The 646-nt window shown below is 63.8% G+C and carries 2 protein-coding genes; both read right to left on the bottom strand.

The window, feature by feature from the left end; translation table 11 throughout:
- Positions 1–38: 38 nt before the first annotated feature.
- Entirely contained in the window at positions 39–416 is a 378-nt protein-coding gene (locus GY725_20425) for a hypothetical protein (GenBank protein MCP4006551.1), read from the bottom strand.
- Positions 413–646 (bottom strand): hypothetical protein (locus GY725_20420; protein ID MCP4006550.1); only part of this gene is annotated, 234 nt, incomplete at its 5' end. The genes GY725_20425 and GY725_20420, both read right to left, overlap by 4 nt.

The raw sequence follows: 646 nt of genomic DNA, 5'->3' as shown, positions 1-646 counted from the left end.
GTAGTAGGTGTGCCCCATTCGGGTGCGGTAGAAGTCGCTCATCGCTTCACCTCGTTCCAGAGTTCCATCTGTCGCTGCCAGTCGGGCTCGGCCACGATGGGTCGAAGTTGCCGCTCGCTGATCGGATCGCGGCCCGTGGTGACCAGCGGCAACTCCAAGATCGCCGCCTGAATCGCGGGCGCGAGGAGCAGGAGGTTCGCGATCTGTGTGACGCGAGCCCGGGTCAGCGCCATCGCATGGGCGGCATCGGCCATGTCGCGGAGTTCACCGGCGCGGATCATCGCGTCGATCTTGTGAGCCAGAGCCAACATCTTTGCGACTCGCGGAATCCGCCCCGTGGGCGCGGCTGTGCGCCGTGGTGCGGGCTTCGCGCCGAAGTCCACCGTGTGGACGGTCCTGGCAACAGCGGCCTTCACGGCGAAACCTCGGCGGCAAACTCGCCGAATCCTGCGAGTCTCCAGGTGATCGCCAGTTCATTGCCGTCGTAGTCGATTCGTTCGATCAGCAGGTGCATCACACGTTCCCGTTCCTGCGTGAGCAGAACGTCCCAGATTGGGTCGAAGGCTTCTAGCGCCCGAGTCAGATCGTCGCGGTCGATGCTCTGCGCCTTGAGGTCGGCCAGTTCAGTCTTGATTTCAGCCTGTCG

Source organism: bacterium (assembly GCA_024226335.1).
Lineage (GTDB): Bacteria > Myxococcota_A > UBA9160 > SZUA-336 > SZUA-336 > JAAELY01.
The sequence above is the reverse complement of the archived record's forward strand: the minus strand, read 5'-3'. Positions and strand labels throughout refer to the sequence as shown.